At 53.8% G+C, this 16,391-nt stretch carries 20 protein-coding genes; 16 read left to right on the plus strand and 4 right to left on the minus strand.

The window, feature by feature from the left end; translation table 11 throughout:
- The first annotated feature begins 56 nt into the window (after positions 1–56).
- From SPI6313_RS14500 to prfA, 12 genes are all read left to right on the plus strand, one after another.
- A complete protein-coding gene (locus tag SPI6313_RS14500; protein ID WP_072621642.1) occupies positions 57–611 on the plus strand; it encodes an adenylate kinase in 555 nt (184 codons plus the stop codon).
- Between the two features lie 141 nt (positions 612–752).
- Positions 753–977, plus strand: a complete 225-nt coding sequence (gene infA / locus SPI6313_RS14505) for a translation initiation factor IF-1 (RefSeq protein ID WP_006276978.1) — start codon at positions 753–755, stop codon at positions 975–977.
- 83 nt (positions 978–1,060) lie between these two features.
- Positions 1,061–1,174 (plus strand): 50S ribosomal protein L36, encoded by a 114-nt coding sequence (gene rpmJ, locus SPI6313_RS14510; protein WP_015178722.1) that lies wholly within the window; start codon positions 1,061–1,063, stop codon positions 1,172–1,174.
- Between the two features lie 70 nt (positions 1,175–1,244).
- Entirely contained in the window at positions 1,245–1,622 is a 378-nt protein-coding gene (gene rpsM / locus SPI6313_RS14515; protein ID WP_072621643.1) for a 30S ribosomal protein S13, read from the plus strand.
- A gap of 75 nt (positions 1,623–1,697) precedes the next feature.
- On the plus strand, positions 1,698–2,090 hold the full coding sequence (rpsK, locus tag SPI6313_RS14520; protein ID WP_072621644.1) for a 30S ribosomal protein S11: 393 nt from the start codon (positions 1,698–1,700) through the stop codon (positions 2,088–2,090).
- Positions 2,091–2,148: 58 nt separating this feature from the next.
- On the plus strand, positions 2,149–3,090 hold the full coding sequence (locus tag SPI6313_RS14525; RefSeq protein ID WP_072621645.1) for a DNA-directed RNA polymerase subunit alpha: 942 nt from the start codon (positions 2,149–2,151) through the stop codon (positions 3,088–3,090).
- A gap of 53 nt (positions 3,091–3,143) precedes the next feature.
- Positions 3,144–3,503, plus strand: a complete 360-nt coding sequence (rplQ, locus tag SPI6313_RS14530) for a 50S ribosomal protein L17 (protein ID WP_072621646.1) — start codon at positions 3,144–3,146, stop codon at positions 3,501–3,503.
- A gap of 6 nt (positions 3,504–3,509) precedes the next feature.
- Positions 3,510–4,340 carry a tRNA pseudouridine(38-40) synthase TruA gene (gene truA / locus SPI6313_RS14535; protein WP_072621647.1) on the plus strand — a complete coding sequence of 277 codons (831 nt, stop codon included), beginning with the start codon at positions 3,510–3,512 and terminating at the stop codon, positions 4,338–4,340.
- Positions 4,341–4,361: 21 nt separating this feature from the next.
- Positions 4,362–4,805, plus strand: coding sequence for a 50S ribosomal protein L13 (rplM, locus tag SPI6313_RS14540; protein ID WP_072621648.1), 444 nt, complete (start codon positions 4,362–4,364; stop codon positions 4,803–4,805).
- A gap of 13 nt (positions 4,806–4,818) precedes the next feature.
- Positions 4,819–5,226 carry a 30S ribosomal protein S9 gene (gene rpsI, locus SPI6313_RS14545; protein WP_072621649.1) on the plus strand — a complete coding sequence of 136 codons (408 nt, stop codon included), beginning with the start codon at positions 4,819–4,821 and terminating at the stop codon, positions 5,224–5,226.
- A gap of 45 nt (positions 5,227–5,271) precedes the next feature.
- Positions 5,272–5,520: a 50S ribosomal protein L31 gene (gene rpmE / locus SPI6313_RS14550; protein ID WP_072621650.1), complete on the plus strand. Its 249-nt coding sequence runs from the start codon at positions 5,272–5,274 to the stop codon at positions 5,518–5,520.
- Between the two features lie 632 nt (positions 5,521–6,152).
- Positions 6,153–7,259 (plus strand): peptide chain release factor 1, encoded by a 1,107-nt coding sequence (gene prfA / locus SPI6313_RS14555; RefSeq protein WP_072621651.1) that lies wholly within the window; start codon positions 6,153–6,155, stop codon positions 7,257–7,259.
- Here the strand turns inward: prfA and SPI6313_RS14560 are convergent.
- Positions 7,256–8,065 (minus strand): hypothetical protein, encoded by an 810-nt coding sequence (locus SPI6313_RS14560; protein ID WP_245789003.1) that lies wholly within the window; start codon positions 8,063–8,065, stop codon positions 7,256–7,258. The genes prfA and SPI6313_RS14560 overlap by 4 nt on opposite strands.
- Positions 8,066–8,184: 119 nt before the next feature.
- On the opposite strand from SPI6313_RS14560, the gene SPI6313_RS14565 reads away from it, so the two are divergent.
- A complete protein-coding gene (locus SPI6313_RS14565) occupies positions 8,185–8,982 on the plus strand; it encodes an OmpA family protein (RefSeq protein WP_139276650.1) in 798 nt (265 codons plus the stop codon).
- A 17-nt stretch (positions 8,983–8,999) separates the two neighbouring features.
- The gene (gene fmt, locus SPI6313_RS14570) at positions 9,000–9,998 is read left to right on the plus strand and encodes a methionyl-tRNA formyltransferase (protein ID WP_072621654.1); all 999 of its coding nucleotides are present in this window, start codon (positions 9,000–9,002) and stop codon (positions 9,996–9,998) included.
- A 257-nt stretch (positions 9,999–10,255) separates the two neighbouring features.
- Here the strand turns inward: fmt and SPI6313_RS14575 are convergent, their stop codons facing one another.
- Positions 10,256–10,723 (minus strand): hypothetical protein, encoded by a 468-nt coding sequence (locus tag SPI6313_RS14575; RefSeq protein ID WP_072621655.1) that lies wholly within the window; start codon positions 10,721–10,723, stop codon positions 10,256–10,258.
- Between the two features lie 174 nt (positions 10,724–10,897).
- Between SPI6313_RS14575 and hetZ the strand changes: the two genes are divergently transcribed.
- Together hetZ and SPI6313_RS14585 are read left to right on the plus strand one after the other, a co-directional pair.
- Positions 10,898–12,016 carry a heterocyst differentiation protein HetZ gene (hetZ, locus tag SPI6313_RS14580; RefSeq protein WP_175551147.1) on the plus strand — a complete coding sequence of 373 codons (1,119 nt, stop codon included), beginning with the start codon at positions 10,898–10,900 and terminating at the stop codon, positions 12,014–12,016.
- A 16-nt stretch (positions 12,017–12,032) separates the two neighbouring features.
- Positions 12,033–13,127 (plus strand): hypothetical protein, encoded by a 1,095-nt coding sequence (locus SPI6313_RS14585; RefSeq protein ID WP_139276652.1) that lies wholly within the window; start codon positions 12,033–12,035, stop codon positions 13,125–13,127.
- A 291-nt stretch (positions 13,128–13,418) separates the two neighbouring features.
- Here SPI6313_RS14585 and gor read toward each other — a convergent pair whose 3' ends face one another.
- Both gor and cobQ read right to left on the minus strand, forming a co-directional pair.
- Positions 13,419–14,771 (minus strand): glutathione-disulfide reductase, encoded by a 1,353-nt coding sequence (gor, locus tag SPI6313_RS14590; RefSeq protein ID WP_072621658.1) that lies wholly within the window; start codon positions 14,769–14,771, stop codon positions 13,419–13,421.
- Positions 14,772–14,907: 136 nt separating this feature from the next.
- On the minus strand, positions 14,908–16,389 hold the full coding sequence (gene cobQ / locus SPI6313_RS14595) for a cobyric acid synthase CobQ (protein WP_072621659.1): 1,482 nt from the start codon (positions 16,387–16,389) through the stop codon (positions 14,908–14,910).
- Positions 16,390–16,391: the final 2 nt, after the last annotated feature.

The raw sequence follows: 16,391 nt of genomic DNA on the forward strand, positions 1-16,391 counted from the left end.
TCTGGACTTCCGTTGGTGTTGAATCGTTGTTTGGGAAGAGATAATTCGCGATCGCTATGAGTAAACGTTTGATTTTTTTAGGGCCGCCAGGGGCCGGGAAAGGCACCCAAGCTGAACGCTTGGCCGCCACGGCGAACATCCCTCATATTTCCACTGGAGAAATAATCCGAGGGGCGATCGCCCACCAAACCCCCCTAGGTCAAAAGGCAAAAGCCTACGTTGATGCCGGAGACCTTGTGCCCGACAGTCTGATTCTCGACCTGATTCGAGAGCGGCTGAGCCAATCCGATACTCAATCCGGTTGGATTCTCGATGGGTTTCCCCGCAATGTCAGTCAGGCTCAATTCCTCGACCAATTGCTTACCGAACTTCATCAAGATGGGGTCTGTGTGATTAGTCTCACCGTCCCTGAAGATGTGCTTGTCAATCGGTTGATGAATCGTCAACGGAAGGATGACAACGAAGCCACCATTCGCCATCGCTTGGTCGTGTATCGCCAAGAAACCGCACCTGTGATTGAGTTTTATCAGGATCGAAATTTACATATTGTCGATGGCGATCGCACCCCCGACGAGGTGGGTTCAACCTTGCAAATGCTTGTTGCAGACTAGTCTAGAACATCATTTGTTACGATAGCGGGGATTATTACTCGACCGGGAACCAGGCTAACTTCAGCCCATGACCTTGATCACCCTCCCCCGATATCCCCAGAATCACCACCTTTATTGTCAGCGAAGAGAGGAGTTTACAGTTTGTCCAAACAAGATCTCATTGAAATGGAAGGCACGGTAACAGAATCGTTACCCAACGCCATGTTTCGAGTTGACCTTGACAATGGGTTTAACGTTCTAGCCCATATTTCCGGGAAAATTCGTCGCAATTACATTAAAATTCTGCCCGGCGATCGCGTCAAAGTAGAACTCACCCCCTACGACCTCACCAAAGGTCGCATCACCTACCGGCTCCGTAAAAAATAGTCCCTGTGACAAGCACACAATTGTCTTGCACACAAGCACCCTATTTGATACAATTAAGAGCTTGCAGTGTCACCTAAGCACCCATGAAAGTTAGAGCATCCGTAAAGAAAATTTGTGAAAAATGCCGCGTCATTCGCCGACGAGGCAGAGTCATGGTGATCTGCACTAACCCCAAGCACAAGCAGCGTCAAGGTTAGAGAGATCTTCACCGCATTTTAAACCTTATTCCAATTGACCACCAAGATAGCACACTAGGGAGAAACAAGCGTGGCACGAATTGCTGGTATCGACCTACCCAGAGATAAACGTATTGAAATTGGTTTGACCTACATTTATGGAATCGGCCTGTCCCGCTCCCATGAAATTCTTGCCGCCACCGGTGTCAATCCCGACACCCGCGTCAAAGACCTTGCCGATGAAGACGTTACCAAACTGCGTACCTGCATCGAGAACTACCAAATCGAAGGGGATTTGCGCCGTTGGGAGTCCATGAACATCAAGCGACTCGCTGACATCGGCACCTACCGCGGCCGTCGGCATCGCCAAGGACTGCCCGTCCGCGGCCAACGGACACGCACCAACGCACGCACACGCCGAGGTCGTCGTCTCACCGTTGCCGGTAAGAAAAAGGCGGCTAAGAAGTAGGGTCAATCTTTACCCTCTACCGCACGCCTCTTGACGCAATTTTTTTGATTCAATCATTACATTTCGACAGAAACCATGGCACGACCAACCAAAAAGGGCGGGACAAAAAAAACAAAGCGCAACGTCCCCAATGGTGTAGCCCACATCACCTCCACTTTTAACAACACGATTGTGACCATTTCCGACACAAAGGGCGATGTCATTTCCTGGGCCTCTTCCGGGTCTAGCGGGTTTAAAGGCGCAAAAAAAGGTACCCCCTTTGCGGCCCAAACCGCTGCTGACAGTGCGGCTCGCCGAGCGATTGAACAAGGCATGCGTCAACTCGAAGTCATGGTCAGTGGCCCTGGCGCAGGTCGGGAAACCGCAATTCGGGCACTCCAAGCTTCAGGATTGGAAATCACCTTAATTCGGGATGTTACGCCTATTCCCCATAACGGTTGTCGCCCTCCCAAACGTCGCCGCGTCTAGGCCAAGATTTGATCAAGCGGGTACCGGAGATAGAGCTAAGGAAGGGAGTTTGTAAGGCGTGATACAGTTTCAAATTGAGTGCGTTGAGTCCAAAACGCACAAAAATCAAAGTCAATACAGTAAGTTTGTTCTTGAACCCTTAGAACGGGGGCAAGGCATTACTGTAGGGAATGCACTTCGTCGTGTGTTGCTTGCAAATCTCGAAGGGGCTGCGGCCACTGCGGTTCGCATTGCCGGGGTCAGTCATGAATTTGCGACTATTTCAGGGGTTCGAGAAGATGTTCTCGAAATTCTGCTGAATATGAAGGAAGTGGTGTTCCAAAGCTTTGCAACCGGGCCACAAATCGGTCGCCTTGTCGCCACAGGACCAGACACGGTTACTGCCGGTCAGTTTGATCTACCGTCTGAAGTGCAAGTGGTGGATAAAAACCAGTACGTGGCCACTTTAGCCGAAGGCGCACGGCTCGAAATGGAGTTTCGGATTGAACGGGGGAAAGGCTACCAGTCTGTGGATCGCTCTCGTGACGAAGCCACTGCCCTTGATTTCATGCAGATTGATGCGGTGTTTATGCCGGTCAGCAAAGTGAACTACGTGGTCGAAGATGCTCTGGTGGACGGCTCGATGTCGAAGGATCGCTTGATTTTAGACATCTGGACCAATGGGAGCATTAAGCCCGAAGAAGCGTTGTCCCAAGCCGCAGGCATTGTGGTGGAATTATTCAACCCCCTCAAAGATCTCACTCTAGAAGCGATTCAGGAAGATCAACAGGAGGATGAAGACCCCACGAGCCAAATTCCCATTGAGGAATTGCAATTGTCGGTGCGGGCTTATAACTGTCTGAAGCGAGCCCAAATCAACACGGTGGCTGATCTCTTGGACTATTCCCAAGAAGACCTTTTAGAGATCAAAAACTTTGGTCAAAAGTCGGCAGAAGAAGTAATCGAAGCGTTACAGCAACGATTGGGAATTACACTCCCGCAGGAAAAATCCAAACCCTAGGTTAGGGAATGGAGCCAGTTTGATTGTTTTTGTAGTTTACATGAGGAGGTATTATGCGACATCGGTGTCGTGTTCCTGAACTAGGGCGACCGGCGGATCAACGCAAGGCAATGCTCCGGGCATTGACGACTCAGTTGATTCGCAATGGTCAAATCAAAACGACGAAGGCACGGGCGAAGGCGGTGCGTTCGACGGCGGATAAGATGATTACCCTGGCGAAGGATGGGTCGTTAGCGGCTCGTCGTCAGGCCTTGGGCTATATCTATGACAAAAAACTGGTGCATAACCTGTTTGCCAGTGCGAAGGATCGTTACGGCGATCGCAACGGGGGCTACACCCGGATTGTGCGCACGGTACGCCGTCGCGGTGATAACGCCGAAATGGCGATCATCGAGTTGGTGGGCGAAGCCTAGAGATCGGTGACCTCTGAAGGACAAGCGCAGGCCTCCACCGAACGAGTTGCCCTCGTCATTCAGTACCTCGGAACTCACTTCCATGGCTGGCAACGCCAACCCAACCAACGCACGGTTCAAGCGGATATTGAAGATGCGATCGCCAGTGTGCTGGGCTATCCGGTTGCCATCCATGGCGCGGGTCGAACCGATGCCGGCGTTCATGCGGCAGCACAGGTTGCTCACTTTCAAGTGGACAGCCCAATTCCAGCCCACCGCTGGGCCAAGGTGCTCAATAGTCGTCTGCCAGATGACGTGACGATCCGGGCTTCAGCCTCAGTCCCCCCTCGCTGGCATGCGCGTTTCTCTGCCCTGTGGCGACGGTATCGCTACAGCTTTTATACTGATCACCATCCCAATCTGTTTGTGCGTCCTTACTGCTGGCATTATTATCAGTTACCCCTGGATGCCGACCGGATGAATCAGGTGCTTGATCCGTTGCTGGGTCGTCACCATCTTGCCGCGTTCCATCGCTCCGGCTCTGACCGTCAGCATTCTTGGGTGGATGTGCAAGCGGCGCACTGTTACCGACGCGGAAAATTCCTCCATGTGGAGATTCAGGCGAATGGTTTTCTGTATGGGATGGTACGCTTATTAGTTGGGCTCCTCCTTGAAGTGGGGAACGGAACGCGATCGCCTGAAAATTTTACAGATATTTGGGTCAACCAACGGCGTGACTTAGTCAAGTATGCGGCTCCCGCCCAAGGTCTGTGTCTCTTACGGGTTGGCTATCCTGAAATGCCCTTTCCGCAAGAGGTATGGTTTGACACCCAACCCCTATTTATGTTCAACCCTTAACCTGGATTTGCATCCCTCATTATGGAAAAAACTGTTTTACCTACCCCGGCTACTGTTGAAAAAAAATGGTATGTCGTTGACGCAGCCGATCAACGTTTAGGTCGTCTCGCGACCGAGATTGCCAATGTTCTGCGCGGTAAAAATAAAACCTACTTCACCCCCCACATGGATACCGGGGACTATGTGATTGTTGTCAACGCTGAAAAAGTGGCAGTCACGGGTAATAAAGGCTCTCAGAAGCTTTATCGTCGCCACTCCGGTCGTCCGGGGGGGATGAAGACCGAAACCTTCGACCACCTCCAAGCTCGGATTCCGGAACGAATCGTCGAGCAGGCGGTGAAAGGCATGCTGCCCAAGAATGCCTTGGGACGGAAGTTGTTCACCAACTTAAAAGTCTATGCTGGGCCGAATCACCAGCATCAAGCCCAACAACCGGAAACCCTCACCATCAAAACCCACGCTTAGGATCTATTAGATTATGCAAGACAACAGCGATCGCGCCGTCTATTGGGGCACTGGCCGCCGGAAAAGCTCCGTTGCCCGTGTCCGCCTCGTTCCCGGCACCGGCCAAATCAAAGTCAACGACCGCCCTGGCGATAACTACTTCAACTACAACCCCAGTTATCTCGCCAGCGTCAAAGCCCCCCTTGAAACCCTGGGCTTAGAGGCAGAATACGACATCCTAGTCCGGGCCCATGGTGGCGGTCTCACCGGTCAATCCGATGCGGTTAAACTCGGTGTCGCCCGTGCCCTGTGCAAACTCGACCCCGACAATCGCCAACCCCTCAAATCCGAAGGGTACTTAACCCGTGACCCCAGAGCCAAAGAGCGGAAAAAATACGGCTTGAAAAAAGCCCGTAAAGCACCTCAGTTCTCGAAACGGTAATCTATCCGTTATTGCCTTGGTACAGTTAGATAGGACTCGTCAATCATGCCCAAACCTGAGATTCATCCGGAGTGGTATCCCGACGCTAAAGTGATTTGCAACGGTGAAGTTGTGATGACCGTCGGTTCCACCCAGCCCGAAATCAACGTTGAAATTTGGTCGGGAAATCATCCCTTTTACACCGGAACGCAAAAAATCATTGACACCGAAGGTCGGGTCGATCGGTTTATGCGGAAATATGGGATGCTCGACACCACGACCACCGAAACTGAGACCGATACCGAAACGAAATAGCCCTGCGCAATAGTTGACAAACCCAGCAGAAATTCTGCTGGGTTCGTTGTATCTCAGAGGTTTAAGCCCAAATCTGAACGGTAGGCCCCAAAATAGCGAAGCTAGAAGGCAGCGAGCTAGAAGGCAGCGAGCTAGAAGGCAGCGAGCTAGAAGCTCGCACTACAGAGGATTTACAGATTAGGGGAGTGTGAGCCTCTGGCTCACTCACATCACTAATAAGCGAGCTAGAAACTCGCACTACATGGGATCAGATTAGGGAAGGGTGAGCCTCTGGCTCACTCATATCACTAATAAGCGAGCTAGAAGCTCGCACTACATGGGATTTACAGATTAGGGGAGTGTGAGCCTCTGGCTCACTCACATCACTAATAAGCGAGCTAGAAGCTCGCACTACATGGGATCAGATTAGGGGAGGGTGAGCCTCTGGCTCACTCATATCACTAATAAGCGAGCTAGAAGCTCGCACTACATAGGATTAGATCAGGGAAGGGTGAGCCTCTGGCTCACTCATATCAGATCCGGACTCGCAAACTGCATAGTTTAGGTTTGGGATATGGAGTATGGATTTGGTATTCGTTTCCCCGTCGTTGAGCGTTACGATTCAAAAGTTAGAGTTGTCCGGAGATAGCACCATGGCAGAAGCCTATTTACTCGATAAATTAAAATCGGTTGAGCAAACGTTTCAAGAGCTTTCCCTCCGTTTGGCTGACCCTGATGTGGTGACAAATCCGGATGAACTGCAACGGGTCGCCAAAGCCCGCGCCTCCCTAGAAGAAACCGTAATTGCCTATGAGGCGTGGCAAAAAGCGACTCTCGAATTGAAAGGGGCGCGGGAGATTTTGAAAGAGTCTCAGGGGGATGTTGAGATGCAGGAAATGGCGCAGCTTGAAGTGCGAGAACTAGAAGAGCAGATTGAAACCCTGGAAAATCAACTCAAGGTGTTACTCCTGCCCAGTGACCCGAATGATGAGAAAAATATCATGCTGGAAATTCGAGCGGGGACTGGGGGAGATGAAGCCAGTATTTGGGCGGGGGATTTGTTGCGGATGTATTCGCGCTATGCCGATACCCAGGGCTGGAAAGTGGCTCTGGTGAGTGAATCGCTGGCGGATATGGGGGGTTTTAAAGAGGCGGTTTTAGAAATTCAAGGGGTGCGGGTTTATAGTCAGTTGAAGTTTGAGGCGGGGGTGCATCGGGTGCAGCGCGTGCCGGTGACCGAAGCAGGGGGACGAGTTCATACTTCGACGGCGACGGTGGCGGTGATGCCGGAGGTGGATGAGGTGGAGGTGGCCATTGATCCAAAGGATTTGGATATTTCCACGGCGCGATCGGGCGGGGCTGGGGGCCAAAATGTGAATAAGGTGGAGACGGCGGTGGACTTGATCCATAAACCGACGGGGATTCGGGTGTTTTGTACGGAGGAGCGATCGCAACTCCAGAACCGCGAACGGGCGCTGCAAATTTTGCGGGCGAAACTGTATGAGATGAAGCTCCGCGAGCAGCAGGAGGCGGTGACTTCCTTGCGGCGATCGCAAGTTGGCACAGGGGCGCGATCGGAAAAAATCCGCACCTACAACTACAAAGACAACCGGATCACCGATCATCGCCTCGGCCAGAATTTCAGCCTCGCCAATGCCCTCGATGGAGACATTGATCTCGTCATCCAAGCCTGTATCTCCCAAGACCAACAGGAGCGCCTCGAACAACTGGCTAGTGCGTCTGGCGATGACCTCAACTAGTTGACCTGAGCGCCAGACCAGAGGGGTTGCTGGGTTTGACCGTAGACGGTGGGTTGATCCCCGGCGGCTAGTTTGGTTTCGGCTTCGGTCACACTCCAGAGCAGCCATGGGTCATCCCCTAGCACTCCAGCCCGGAACAACACGGCATGGGGATTGAGATGACTCCACCCCAACAACACCGCGTTGGAATAGTCAATGCCACGGGGGGACAGGGTGGTGGTGCGTTGGCTGTCGCGCTCCCAAATGACGGCGTAGTCCGAAGCAATAGAGGTACTGAGGAGGCCTTCAAATTGGCGGGCGAGGAGGCGATCGCCTGATTCTGACCACGACACCGGGATGAGGAGCGAAGCCACCCCCGATGGCCCTGTGCCGGTCGCATCATGGCCATCGAGGTCAATGGCGAGGGGAGACGAGGCGGTGATGGTTTGTAATTCTCCCGTTTTGACCGTTTCGAGAAACATGACGCTGCTGATCGTGCTGCGGAAGAAGCGATCGTCGATGCTCATCTGAATACGGCTGTAGGTGATATACGCACCATCCGGGGAGACAATGGCGGGGCTGCGATAGTAGCGGATGTCCGCATGGGACAGTTGGCGCAGTTCCGCATGGGTGTTGAGAATCCAAGTCCAGGGGATCGGGTAAGGACTATTGAGGGGATCACTATTGGCATCGGGGGTGAATACCGTGCCGGGTTCTCCCCGTGTCAGGGAGGATGGAGTTGAGTCTACCGTCGTGGCTGAAGTGGGGATGGAGAGAAAAAGCGTGGGCTGAGGGTAGCACCAGGCGGGGGGTAAGACGGCTTTCACTGTCAAGATAGGGTGCAGGAGAATTAAGACATGGGGTGATCATAGGTCTGTGGGGATTCAAAAGTCAAAGGAGAGACGGTGTAGGATGGAATCTGGACTCTTTCGGCTCAAACTTGGATGTGATACAGCCTACGGATCAGAGCAAGAACCGTCACAACTATTTACCTACTCAACCCCCGGCGCGTTCATGGCCGGGTTGGCTTTGGGATGGCACATTGCGCTTCATGCTGCTGGGGTTTGGCAGTACCTTGGCGATGGCGTTGGGGGTGGCGATCGCCCTCAACCGTGAACCCAATGTTCCCGCGTCTCAACCGTTCCTCGCTCAACTGTGGGACGTAATCCAACGCCCCGCTCCCGTTGCCTCCAGCCAAACCACGGCACTGTCCCAACCCCTCAGCACCGAAATTGAGCGAGTTGATGCGCAATGGCAACAACTGCGCGATCGCATTACCATTCTCGAAAGTCAATTGGGACTCTCCCCCACGGAAGCACCCTTGCGCGATCGCATCGCTCAGTTGCAGGAAACCGTCCAAGCCCAGGCCACCCCCCCCTTATCCCAAACCGCCAACCTTCCTGGCCAACGCCTCCAAATCACCCTCCCCAATGACCTCCTTTTTAACGAGGCCAATACGATTTCCGATTCTGGAACCACCATTTTGGATGCGATCGTCAGTGATCTCACCGCCTACAGTGGCCAAACCATCCGCATTGCCGTCCATACCAATCACCACAGCGACCCCACCCGCAACCGTGAACTGTCCTATCAACTGGCGCAAACCGTGGAAACCTACCTCAAACAAGAAGTGTCCGCCCGTTGGGTCGCCATCGGCTACGGCGATCGCTACCCCATCACCCCCGACCCCAGCAGCGATCGCGAAGCCCAACAAAACCGCCGTCTTGAAATCGCCATTGATTAGCCCATTTCGCCATCATCATGCTCAAACTCGTCTTTTTCGGCACACCTGAATTCGCCGTCCCCAGCCTCAAGCGCCTCATCGCCGATCCGGATTTTGACGTGGCCGCCGTCGTCACCCAGCCCGACAAACCCAGAGGGCGCGGTAAACGCCTCATCCCCTCCCCTGTCAAAGCCGCCGCCGAAGCTGCCGCTCTCCCCGTTTGGCAACCCCGCCGGATCAAAAAAGATGCCCCCACCCTCGATCACCTCCGCAGCCTCAACGCCGATGCCTTTGTGGTAGTCGCCTACGGCCAAATCCTCTCAACGGAAATCCTGAAGATGCCCCGTTTGGGTTGTGTCAATGGTCACGGTTCACTCCTGCCCGCCTATCGGGGGGCAGCTCCGATCCAATGGTCGATCTGTAATGGGGAAACCGTGACGGGGATGACGACGATGTTAATGGATGCGGGCATGGATACCGGGCCGATGTTACTCACCTCCCAGGTTCCTATCGGTCTGCTGGACAATGCCCAAACGATGATGGCCACCCTGGCTGACGATTGCGCCGATCTCCTGGTCAAGACGCTACCCGGATTAGCCACGGGCGCGATCGCCCCCATCCCCCAAGATGACACCCTCGCCACCTACGCCCCTCTGCTCAAAAAAGCCGATTTTCAACTGGATTGGGCCGGCAGCGCGATCGCCCTCCACAACCAAATTCGCGGCTTCTATCCCAATTGTGTCACCCCGTTTCGGAACACCCCCCTCAAAATCCTCGCCACCGTCCCCCTGCTTCCTGACGCTTGTGAACACCTGCCCCCAGAATTCCAGCCCCTCCAAGCCCAAATCCAAGACCTCCCCCCCAGTGCCCCCGGTACGGTGGTGAAGGTGATTAAAAAATACGGCCCCGTGGTGCAAACCGGGTCGGGTTTACTCCTGCTGCGCGAACTCCAACCCGCCGGAAAACGAGTGCAATCGGGCTGGGATTTTGCCAACGGGATGCGCGTGCAGGCGGGCGATCGCTTTTCGATGGTATAACTCTAAACGTCCAATGAATCAATCATTTATCTCATTCTGAATCGAGACTGTCCCATGAATTTCGCTCGCGTTCGAGATAATCATCTACTGCACCAGCCGTTTCAAATCTAGTGGTCAGTGGCGCTTGTTTCAGCATTGCAAATACAGATTGTTTTTGATCAGCATCAGATTGACATAGCATCGCAAATGTACCGAATAGACTCAATCAAAATTACTCAATGCTGCGGGATCAGGGTTTCGCCTGTTCCCATCGATCACTAGGCGAAATCGGCGGGGGGGGAGGCTTTGGTTTTGAGGAATTGTTGTTGGACGAGGCTTTCGAGTTCGGTGCGTTTGATTTCTTTGCCGGCGGAGAAATCGCCGGATTTTTCAAAGAAGACGAGGCTGTCTACAGTTTTGAGGGCGAAGAGTTGAAACAAAACATGGGTGACGGGGAGGGAGACGGGGCGCAAATCAGCTTCGGCGCGGCCATTAAAGAGCATCGCGTCTTGGGGGGAGGCGAAGGCGTAGACAACTTTTTTTTCTAAATCTGGTTCGGCCCGATTGCTGAGAGTGGTGAGCACCCAACGCTTTTGCTGGTTTTGCACCACGTAGTAGTTGGGATATTTCATTTGGCGGGCGTAGGCGCGGAGCACTGGAATTACGGCTTGGGTCAAGAGTTGAGGGGTTTTGCCATCCTGGGGGGCGTTGCGGAGGAGTTGCTGAAGTTGTGGCTCAATATCCATAGATGATTCCGTATAATATCGGGCAATTTTCCGGTGTTTTCCGACTGACAACCGGGGAATTTCCTCGTATTTTAAGGGTATGGGAAACCAAACAGGGGCATCACGACTCTTTAAATCAGGAAGACGCAGCGATCGCGTCCTGTGTGACCAATCCCTATATTGAGTGATCCCGACGTGGAATTTATTATCCAATCGCTTTATCAAGATCTTCACCACCAGACTAAGGCTACGAAAAGCCACTGTTGGGACGTTGCGCAGCGTTTAGCGACGGAGGTTGGGCGGATTTGCCAGGAAAGTCAGCGGATTCAGACTTCTGGTGAGGTGGAAAGTTGGGCGCGGACGTTGGCGCAGCATCGCTTAAAACAATGCTTGCGATATTACAAGCTGGGGTCGAAGCGGGGGCGGGTGCAGTTACAAAGTTTGCTGAGTTCGATTGTGTATCGCTACATTTTGCCGCCCCAGGGGTCGAGTAGTTATCAGGGGCGGGTGGCGTTGATTGAGGATTTTTTGCAGGGGTTTTATCTCGAAGCGTTGAATTTGTTTCGGCGGGAGACGGAGTTACCGGCGACCTATACGCCGCGATCGCTCCTTCAACTGGCGGAATATATGGCGTTTTGCGAACGCTATGCGAAGCGGCGGATTCCCCTACCTAGACGGCGATCGCAACAGTTGATCATTCTCCGCGCCCAAACCTTTTCGCAAAAACAACCGCCGGAAGCGTCGGTGGATATGGACAGTGCGGCGGAAGGGGGCTATGGGGGGAGCGATCGCGACCATGGCGATCCCCTCGTGCAGCAACTTCGTCTGATCTTGAGTGATGGACAGCAATCCACGCCGGAAGGCAGCCTCCACGACACTGTGATTGACGAACTCTTGCGCTATTTTGAAGATCGGAACCAGGTGGATTGTGCAGACTACTTTATCCTGCGGCTGCGGGATCTTTCGGCACAAGAAATCGAGGCTATTTTAGAAGTCACGCCTCGCCAGCGGGACTATCTCCAACAGCGATTCAAATATCACTTAATTCGGTTTGCGTTATCCCATCGGTGGGAGTTGGTGCATCAATGGCTAGGGGCGGATTTAGACCATAATTTAGGGCTGACACCGCAAGAATGGCACAATTTCTATCATCAACTGACCGAACAGCAGCAACAGTTGTTAAAACTCAAACAGGACGGACTGGATGCGGCAGCGATCGCAACTCAATTGTCCTTAACGGTGACACAAACTGAAAAACAGTGGTTTAAACTGCTGGAAATGGCGTGGGATATTCGGAACCGCTCAGTATCCTGATCAGGGGCATCTCCAAATGAATAGTAACATGAACAACAATTTGGATGGGTTGTATCACGAACTGCTTGCCAGTTTTCAACAACAGTCCAAACAGCAACACTTTTCTCTCAACCAGGGTAGCGATGTTGCCATGCCTGACTCTGACCTCACCCCCCTAAGCGAGGATGCTCTCTGGAGTGACTCGTTGACCTGGGATGACCCTGAGTGGGATTTGGCTTCTTCTGATGGTGGTGAATCTGCTCAAACCCCTCAACCTTTCCCGCTGGGAGACTTTTCAACCGTGCAAAAACGTTTTCAAACTTTGCTAAAACAACGACTGTACACTGAGATTCAACATAATCCGCCCCGCTTTCCGTGGGAAAGCAGTGCCGATCGCTGTACGTTAGACTACAGCGACGATACGACCCAAAGTCTATCGACGGCACAACGCATTTGGTTACCCCATCTAGCGGATGTTTTACCCGTTGCCTTGCCGCCGCTGGTCTTGGCACAGCTACTCGAAACCTGTAATCAGGTGGTGGGATCGATTCGTCCCCAAGCGGCCAAGATGGTGAATGCGGTGCAACCGTTATTTCCGGACTATGCCCAAACCCTGAATGAGGTGATGGGACGGATTCGCTTATCACCGAGTCTTTGTCCGACGCGCTTTTCGGCGGCAGAGCAACAGCATCAACGCGATCGCCTCGCGGCCATTCTGCCGACGGACTACTACGAAGCTTCCGTGGAACAGCAGATGGTGATTGCGCTGCTCGTCGCAAAACAAGTGCTCGACCTGCTGGCCGTCACTTTGTCCCCCAGTCAGCCCCAGGTGGAACGCCTGTGGATGACCAACGCGGGGATCATTCGGTTAGCGATCAATTATGACCCGGAGACAGCGCGGGGGGGCGACTGGATGAGTCAGACCCCACTGCGAGCGCGGGTGCAATTGCCCGGCGCTGGAACCCTCGCCCTAACGACGGCGCAAGAGTCGATTACGGCGCAACGGACGACGGCGGGCTATTTGAGTGTTGAACTGTCGAATTGGGATATCGAGACCTGTTACTTACTGACCGTAGGACTCGATCGCCCCGTGCCAAGTTCCCTCAAATTCGCAATTACTTGTCAGGTGTAGGCAGGGGCTGAGATGTAACCGCCTACCCCACAATCCCTCACCCGTAGGAGCTACTGCTTATACATAATCTCAAGTACCTAAACTCCTATGATCCCCCTCAATTCCCCTTGAAAAGGGGGACTTTTTCCGGTTCCCTCTTTTTTAAGGGGGGTTAGGGGGGATCGATCGCAGGTTTGGTCAATACTTGAACGTTATGTATCAGTAGTAGCCCGTAGGCGAGGGCTAATGGCTCCCTTCTCCTGCCAGGAGAAGGGCTGGGGATGAGGGCAAATGATTGCGGTGTGCAACCGGCTAGCGCATCGTGACGAATTCTTCGCCGGAACTGGGGTGAATGCCGACGGTGGCATCAAAATCGGCTTTGGTGGCTCCGGTTTTGAGGGCGATCGCCACCCCTTGGATAATTTCCGCCGCATCGTCCCCGACCATGTGCGCCCCTAACACCTTGTCCGTGTTGGTATCCACAATTAACTTCATCAGGGTTTTCTCCTCTTTCCCCGGCAGCACATAGTACATGGGGCGAAACTTGCTGCGATAGACCTTGACCGCATCGCCGTATTTTTCCCGCGCTTCCGCTTCCGTGAGGCCCACGGTGGCAGCTTCGGGGGTGGTGAAAATTGCAGTGGGCACATTTTCGTAGCTCATCAGCTTCGATTGACCGCCGAAGACGGTATCGGCAAAGCTGCGCCCCTCTTGGATGGCAACGGGGGTGAGGTTGATGTTGTCGGTACAGTCGCCGACGGCGTAGATGTGGTCTTCAGCGGTTTGGCTGTATTGATCCACTGCGATCGCACCATTCACCACTTCCACTTTCGTATTTTCCAACCCCAAATTATCCAAATTGGGACGGCGACCCGTAGCGGCCAAGCCCACGGCATCGGCAACGACGGTTTCTTCCCCTTCAGGGCCCTTGAGGGTAACCGTTAAGCCATCTTCACCAGGGGCAATGGCCACCGGTTCAGTCTGGGTGAGGAGCTTCACTCCATGGGCTTGCATCGACTCCTGCACCATGGCACGAATGTCATCATCGAAGCCCCGAAGAATATGATCGCCCCGAATCACCTGGGTCACCTCCGACCCCAGCCCATTCAAAATACAGGCAAATTCGCAGCCAATATAACCCCCACCTAGAATCATCAAGCGTTGCGGCTGTTCCGGGAGGTGGAAAATTTCATCCGAGGTAATGGTGTGCTCAATCCCCGCGATCGAACTGGGTTTGACGGGTTTTCCCCCCACCGCGATCAGGATTTTATCCGCCGTCACTGTCTTCTCCCCCACCATCAACGTATGGGAATCGACAAACTTCGCATAATGGGGCAACAATTCCACTTGGGAATTATCCAGCATCCGTTGATAAATCCCGTTGAGGCGGCCCACCTCACCATTAACCGCATTCATTAACGTCGGCCAATCAAATTGACCATCCGACACGGTCCAACCATAGCCTCGGCTATCTTCAATCAAGCCGGGAAAATGGGACGAATAGACCATTAACTTTTTCGGGACACAGCCTCGATTGACGCAGGTTCCGCCTAAGCGTCCCACTTCAGCCACACCAACCTTCGCGCCATATTCGGCGGCCCGTCGTGCGGTGGCAATGCCTCCAGAACCGCCACCAATCACGAATAAATCATAGTCGTAGCTCATGCAACCTCCAGGTGTTCATTCAAAATCAAGCTTCTTCAGTGTGACATTTTGCTTGAGGTCAGGACTAGGGGGAGAGCCGTAAGTGGGGCGATCGCATCTAACCATAGCGTTTTTCTCCATCCGATTCCGGCCACAATTAGGACAAAAGGGGCTGGAGGTTGAGATGATCTTCCACGAGGGTGGCGAGGCCGTTGAGCATGATTTCCCGCTGTTCTCGGTAGTTGGACACCCCGGTGGGGAGTGAGAGCAGGCCCCGCCGTTGGCGCAGGTGGTTAATCCAGGTGCGCCGCCAGGGGCCATTATCAAAAATGCCGTGGAGATAGCACCCCCAGATCGATTGACTGGGATCGACGAGGCCGAGGCTGTCGTCATCAAAGAGGGCTTGGGGTTGATCGGCAGCATCACGGCGGCGGTGGAGCCGTTGGGTTTGGCCCTGGTGGATTTCGTAGCCTTCGATGGGAAGACCGGCGTGGGGATAATTGGAAAAGCAGGTGCGCTGCTGGACGATTTTGTCGCGGGTGATCGTGGTTTGGATCGGGAGGAGTTGGAGGCCGGTTTGTTCGCCGGCTTCGCCTTCAAGGCCGTGGGGATCGGCGATGCGATCGCCCAACATTTGAAAGCCGCCACAAATCCCAAACACCGTCCCCCCGGCGGCCACATAGTCTTGAATTTTTTTCGCCATGCCGCTGCTGTGGAGGGCGTTGAGATCACTCAAGGTGGTTTTCGAGCCGGGCAGGATCACCGCATCAGGGTAGCCCAGTTCCCCGTCGAGATTGACATATTTCACCCCCACCGTTGGTTCGGCTTCGAGGGGGTCAAAGTCGGTGAAGTTGGCAATGTGGGGGAGGCGGATGATGCTGATCGTGGCTTCCTGTTGGGTTTTATGCGATCGCCGATCCAACAAACTCAAGGAATCCTCCGCCGGAAACAGTTGATTACTCCAGGGGATCACCCCCAGCACCGGAATCCCGGTGTAATTCTCCAGCCAGTCAATCCCCGGCTGCAAGATTGACAACTGCCCCCGAAATTTATTGATCACAATCCCTTTAATCAGCGATCGCTCATCCGGGTCAAGGAGGGCTAACGTCCCCACCACATGGGCAAAGGACCCGCCGCGATCGATATCCACAATCAAAACCGTAGCCGCGTTGAGGTATTTCGCCACCCGCATATTAGTGAGGTCGCGGTGTTTGAGGTTAATTTCCGCCGGACTGCCCGCCCCCTCGCACACGATCACATCAAATTCCGACGCTAGACTGTGCAGGGATTCCGTAATCGCCTGCCAGCCCCGATCAAAATACTGCTCGTAATAGTTGGCCGCCGTGGTCGTTCCCACCGCCTGGCCGCGAATAATCACCTGAGAGGTGCTGTCGCCTTGGGGCTTGAGCAGGATCGGGTTCATTTCGACCCAGGGTTTGACCCCCGCTGCCCAAGCTTGTACCGCTTGGGCATAGCCAATTTCGCCGCCGGAGGGGGTGACGTAGGCGTTCAGAGCCATGTTTTGGCCTTTGAAGGGGGTAACGCGACAATTCTGGCGGTTGAGAATCCGACAGAGGGCGGTGGCGAGCATCGATTTTCCGGCATGGGAGGTCGTGCCGACGACCATAATCGCTTTCATGA

The organism is Spirulina major PCC 6313 (assembly GCF_001890765.1).
GTDB lineage: Bacteria > Cyanobacteriota > Cyanobacteriia > Cyanobacteriales > Spirulinaceae > Spirulina > Spirulina major.

Bases quoted from the DNA above. Each gene is read 5' to 3' on its own strand.
- SPI6313_RS14500 (WP_072621642.1), top strand. From the start codon at position 57: ATGAGTAAACGTTTGATTTTTTTAGGGCCGCCAGGGGCCGGGAAAGGC.
- rpmJ (WP_015178722.1), top strand. From the start codon at position 1,061: ATGAAAGTTAGAGCATCCGTAAAGAAAATTTGTGAAAAATGCCGCGTC.
- rpsK (WP_072621644.1), top strand. From the start codon at position 1,698: ATGGCACGACCAACCAAAAAGGGCGGGACAAAAAAAACAAAGCGCAAC.
- rplQ (WP_072621646.1), top strand. From the start codon at position 3,144: ATGCGACATCGGTGTCGTGTTCCTGAACTAGGGCGACCGGCGGATCAA.
- rplM (WP_072621648.1), top strand. From the start codon at position 4,362: ATGGAAAAAACTGTTTTACCTACCCCGGCTACTGTTGAAAAAAAATGG.
- rpsI (WP_072621649.1), top strand. From the start codon at position 4,819: ATGCAAGACAACAGCGATCGCGCCGTCTATTGGGGCACTGGCCGCCGG.
- rpmE (WP_072621650.1), top strand. From the start codon at position 5,272: ATGCCCAAACCTGAGATTCATCCGGAGTGGTATCCCGACGCTAAAGTG.
- prfA (WP_072621651.1), top strand. From the start codon at position 6,153: ATGGCAGAAGCCTATTTACTCGATAAATTAAAATCGGTTGAGCAAACG.
- fmt (WP_072621654.1), top strand. From the start codon at position 9,000: ATGCTCAAACTCGTCTTTTTCGGCACACCTGAATTCGCCGTCCCCAGC.
- SPI6313_RS14575 (WP_072621655.1), bottom strand. From the start codon at position 10,723: ATGGATATTGAGCCACAACTTCAGCAACTCCTCCGCAACGCCCCCCAG.
- SPI6313_RS14585 (WP_139276652.1), top strand. From the start codon at position 12,033: ATGAATAGTAACATGAACAACAATTTGGATGGGTTGTATCACGAACTG.
- gor (WP_072621658.1), bottom strand. From the start codon at position 14,771: ATGAGCTACGACTATGATTTATTCGTGATTGGTGGCGGTTCTGGAGGC.
- cobQ (WP_072621659.1), bottom strand. From the start codon at position 16,389: ATGAAAGCGATTATGGTCGTCGGCACGACCTCCCATGCCGGAAAATCG.